Origin of the sequence: Yoonia sp. R2-816 (assembly GCF_046762905.1) — a bacterium.
GTDB lineage: Bacteria > Pseudomonadota > Alphaproteobacteria > Rhodobacterales > Rhodobacteraceae > Yoonia.
Genome location: NZ_JBKQXN010000041.1, coordinates 1 through 4,631, shown reverse-complemented (window position 1 = coordinate 4,631; position 4,631 = coordinate 1). Strand labels below are relative to the sequence as shown.

4 protein-coding genes are annotated in these 4,631 nt (G+C 57.5%); 2 read left to right on the top strand and 2 right to left on the bottom strand.

The window, feature by feature from the left end:
• A partial coding sequence (locus ACFWW2_RS00640; protein ID WP_393925430.1) for a pertactin-like passenger domain-containing protein occupies window positions 1-2,666 on the bottom strand: 2,666 nt, incomplete at its 3' end.
• Window positions 2,667-3,467: 801 nt separating this feature from the next.
• On the opposite strand from ACFWW2_RS00640, the gene ACFWW2_RS00635 reads away from it, so the two are divergent.
• Window positions 3,468-3,713, top strand: a complete 246-nt coding sequence (locus ACFWW2_RS00635; RefSeq protein ID WP_393925429.1) for a type II toxin-antitoxin system Phd/YefM family antitoxin — start codon at window positions 3,468-3,470, stop codon at window positions 3,711-3,713.
• Window positions 3,713-4,126, top strand: a complete 414-nt coding sequence (locus ACFWW2_RS00630; protein WP_393925428.1) for a hypothetical protein — start codon at window positions 3,713-3,715, stop codon at window positions 4,124-4,126. The genes ACFWW2_RS00635 and ACFWW2_RS00630 overlap by 1 nt, the downstream gene beginning before the upstream one ends.
• Before the next feature lie 300 nt (window positions 4,127-4,426).
• Here ACFWW2_RS00630 and ACFWW2_RS00625 read toward each other — a convergent pair.
• A partial coding sequence (locus tag ACFWW2_RS00625; protein WP_393925427.1) for a hypothetical protein occupies window positions 4,427-4,631 on the bottom strand: 205 nt, incomplete at its 5' end.

Below are 4,631 nucleotides of genomic sequence, written 5' to 3'. Positions count from 1 at the left end.
CTCTCAAGTGCCGCCCCCGTTGTGCTGTGCTCTTCCGACGCGGTGAGCTGCTCTGTCCCCATCTGGATCCACAGCGGCGAACCCGTATCTTGATCGGCCGCGTCAGACGGCGTGTCAGCCCCTGCGCCGCCCCAGGCCAGGGTCCGGAAGTCCTGCGCACTGCCCCGTGCGTGCAGCCCAGAGGGCGCATTGAACGCCAGCAGCGAAGCACCATAGCTGTCATAGATCGGCGCTGACGGTTGATAGGTGACTTCACCGCTCTCCGACCGCGCGCTCAACGCCCACCAGTTGCTGCTGCCGCCATCCTGCGCCTCAACCTCAACCTCAGCCAGCCTGTAGAGGTGAGCGCCCGCAATCACCCCATGCTCCCCGTCCGCCATCACATAATTGCCATCCATCAGGGTGAAGGTCCCGTTGGACTCACCGCCAACAGAGACCAGGTAGATTGCAAGCGGTCCGCCTTCCGCACCGGCGTTGCCCAGACCGGCCAGCGACAGCACCATCTCACCCGAAATGTCGCCGGTGATGACAAGCTGATCAGTGTCCGCACCATTGCCATCAATCACCGTGTCCAGGGCAAAGAGACTTGATCCTGATCCCGTGTAATCGCCGTCTATGGTGATCACATCCCCCACAGCCCCGTCCTGCACGTCCAAAATTACAGAGCCATCATTGATCACGTCACCGGCGATGGTCAGGCCGCCACTAGACGCGGTGGCCACTTGACCCGCAATCATCGCCCCGGTGGGGGTGCGCCCTTCCCGGCCAGTTGCGCGGAACGTAGACGTCGCGTCGATGGACAGGCCCATATCCAATCTGTCCATCCCATCAACGTTCAGGGTCGTGTCATCCAGTGTGACACTCTCCCAGTTGAGGAGGTTCTCACTTGTCGTGATGGTTTGACCACTCAGGGTCAGCCGATCATCACCGGCGCCGCCGTCGAGAATGTAGGACCCGTCATACTCGGTGGCAGCGGAAATCGTGACCGTATCGTCACCCGCGCCAGCATCAAGATTCCCGGCGAAGCTGCCGCCCGTCAGGTTCAGGATATCGTTGCCAGCCCCAAGACGAATATCGCCTCTGATGGTCCCTGCCGAATTGATAACCGCAAAGCCATTCCCATCCACTATCGCAAGGCCAGACCGCCCCGCCGCCACCCAGCCGGTGCTGGTAATATCAATCGTCCCTCCGGCGCTGGATATCGTGCGGATCGCTGCGCCATCGGTGTTTGCAACTATCTCAGCCTTGGCTCCGCCTGTCACGAACCCGGCCACGTCGACGTCAAAGCCTGCCCCACCCTCGGCGTGGATGCCATGCGCACCCTCTCCGTGAACACTTACAACAGTTCCCGCACCCAGATAGACAATCCCCTTGTTAGCGCTGTACCCGGACGCCGCGAGCCCATGCGACTGATCCCCATACGTGGTGATTGTTGTGTCATCCACCGCCCGCACGATCGAGTCGCCACTGCCATTGTGCGTTGCAAAAACCGCATTGGCCGCGTAGCCGTGCGTTGTGACATGCCCATCTATCACGTGCGCTTCGGACGTTGCTGTATTCTCCGCGGCCACGTCGTCGTTGCGGTGAAGCTCCGCCCAAAGCCCCTCAGCGCCTTCTCCATACGTGGTAACTGTGCTGCCCTCTATCGAAACAAGCGCGCCGCCAAGGCTACCGGTGAGCGCCCAAACCCCATAGGCAAGCCGACCGTGCGTTATGACATCCCCATCGATCACCTTCGCCGTCGCCAAGTTGGTGCTATTCGAATTGGCGGTGAACGCAGAAAGCCCGCGCGCATTTGCCCCACCTGTGGCGACTGCGCTGTTCCGCAGTTCCGCAGTTGCAGCGCCAACGCCCTTGTTGACCGCATGAAGCGCATAACTATCGGCACCGCGTGTCGTTATGCCCTCACCATCTGTCACGATTGCCGTCGCGTTGGCGTCACTCTGGTCTTGTCCAACCATCGCCCAAAGCCCGTAAGCGGTGTCCCCGTTCGTCGTGATTGCACCACCGCTCATTTCTGCCGTCGCATCGCCAAAGCCTTTGTTGTCTGCCAAAAGCCCATGCCCACTTTCATTGGTTGTAATGATCGCCCCACCGGCAATGACCGCCTTCGCCTCGGCTTCATTCCTGGTGGCCTGGTCGGTGTTAGTGTTGTTGACATGCGCCCAAAGCCCGTAAGCGTTGCCCCCGTTCGTCGTGATTGTGCCGCCATCCATTTGGGCGGTTACACCGCCGCGGCCAACAGTCTCCACCCAAATCGCGCGAGCTTCTCCATCAGACGTAGAGACCTCACCGTTCTCCAGGTTCACGGAGATATCACCTGTACTTTCATTCGTACCCTGCACGCGCACCCCGGAGCCGCGCACCGTCATGGCAGGGTCATCAAGAACCAGAGAGAAGTCATCCGTTCCGCCAGCGTCATAGGTGACGCCATTATCGGTGTTATCGCCAGCGTCACATGTGACTTGGCCGTTAACTGGAGTGCCGCAGGCCTGGGCCACCGCCTGGTTCGCGCCACCCGCAAGCAGCGCCGCAGCCGTCGTCAGAACCAAGAGGCCCGGCGCGATGCTCGCCACCCGGCCCTTGAACTTGGTCAAACGGCCGCCCTGAACCGAGACGTTGAGTGGGCGAAAGGCGGGCTGGGCATCTGAGTACTGGTTTGTCATTTTGAAACTCTCCTGTGAGGGACTTGAGCACAATCGAGGCAAGGCACCGCCCTGCCCGTCAGGCTGTCAGTGGATTGGTCGAAATGCGGGCATAGCTATGGGTATCCGCCGGAGGCGTTGTGTCAGCCTCAGCCGAAAACGAGCCACGATCGGCCTGCCAGTTAGTCGATGCGCGATGGCCGGACTGTGGCCGGGTGTCAAATTATCAGGATGCGGAAATCGATAAGTGCTGCGGCCTACGCCGGAGCGCCGCGCCTGATGATACGGCAGCTTCACCACAAGCGCAAGTAACATATTGAATCTATTGCGGATATTTGCGATTTTTTTATCGAGCATGTGGTGGGCGAGCCATTCGTTTCCTACCCAACACTAGAACCCGCTTGCCGCATTGGGAAATTCCTAAATCCTATGTTTGAATAGACATCAGCTATAGGAAACCTGCCACTGGCAAACTCTCAATTTGCCAAAATGGCCTAGCTGACGGCAGAGCAGGAAAAGCCCAGATCTCTTCGAGTTGAATGGCATTAAATCAATCTTGGCAAGCCGCAGCAGAACGCGTTCATCGGGTCGCTAAATGGCAGCCTGCTCGACGCGCTACTGAATGCCTGCCTCCAATGTCTCCTGTGGGGCTGGCACCGGTCAACCGACCAAAACTGTCAGATGACCGCAGTGAGCCCAGACCTATCCACGAACCAGACGGGAATGACTGAAACCAAGGTAGCGGCATTTTTCTCAAAATGCCCTTGATTTATCTTGTCTAATTTGTCTATTTTGTCTATATTAGACAAAAGGAGACTTGAAATGCGCAGCTTCCCATCAACCGACTTAAAGCAAACCCTTGGAGATGTTCTTGACGCAGCCAGTCATGAGCCAATTGCCATTACCAAGCATAAAAAGCCTCGTTTCGTCCTGATGAGCATCCGAGACTATGAGCAGCGCTTCAAAAAAGATCACCGCCAAGCATATGCTGTTGAAGACATGCCGGAAGAGCATTTGGCCATGCTTGAATCTGTTCTTTCCGTTGATGCCGAAGAGGCTCCAGAGTGATGCAACCTAAACAAGGGGACGTTTGGTCCTACGAATATCTTTGGCGATGGCAACATGAAGAGGGTTCCGAGCATGGGCGCAAACCCCGCCCGACAGCGTTGGTAGCAACTGTCGTCGGAAAGGATAACCGGACCAATCTCTTCATCTTGCCTATCACTAGCAAAGAACCCGTCGCGAGCAGATTGGCGATGGAAGTTCCTCAGATTGAACGCAAGCGCGCGGGGTTGAGTTCAGATATACGGTTGTGGGTCATCATGGATGAATACAATCATGATATTCTGGAAACGTCATTTTCGTTAGACCCAAATGGCAAGATTGGGACGTTCAGTTCAGTATTCATCGGCAAGGTTCTTGTTGCTTTCAAAGAGGCTGCGCTGCGCGGCCGTGTGCGGAGCGTACCGCGTACTGAATGAAGGTGTTTTGGTTCGTTAAGTCCTTACGGCGGGTTGATTGGGTCAACACCACCCGTACCGCTGATGACACCATTTGCCTTACCTTCAGCACAACATGCAACGCACCACTGGGTTGATATCACGGAGGGGGACGCGCTATGGCCCCTTCCTTATTTTCATAGTCGCTTCGCTACCTTGAAAATATAGTCAGGCCCCCCCCCTGCGCCGGGCGCGTCCCCCATTTGCGCAAGCGCGAACTGATTGCATCAGACTGCTTGGACGCGGCGCGCGAACGAGAGCGCGACGCATGCTGGTGGCGGCCTAGTTTTGGTCTGATGTACAAAGGGCCATCACCACCCAAACACGCTGGCGTATCAATAACGCGGTCCGGATCACTGGTGGCATCAGCCACACGTCCCACAACGGACGGGTGAACCGTTTATTAACCGGACTTGAGCCTTTCTGCGCAACCAATCCTTCGGTCACTCCGCCCGCGCGAGCAGTCTTCGGTCCCGTCGGACCGGTA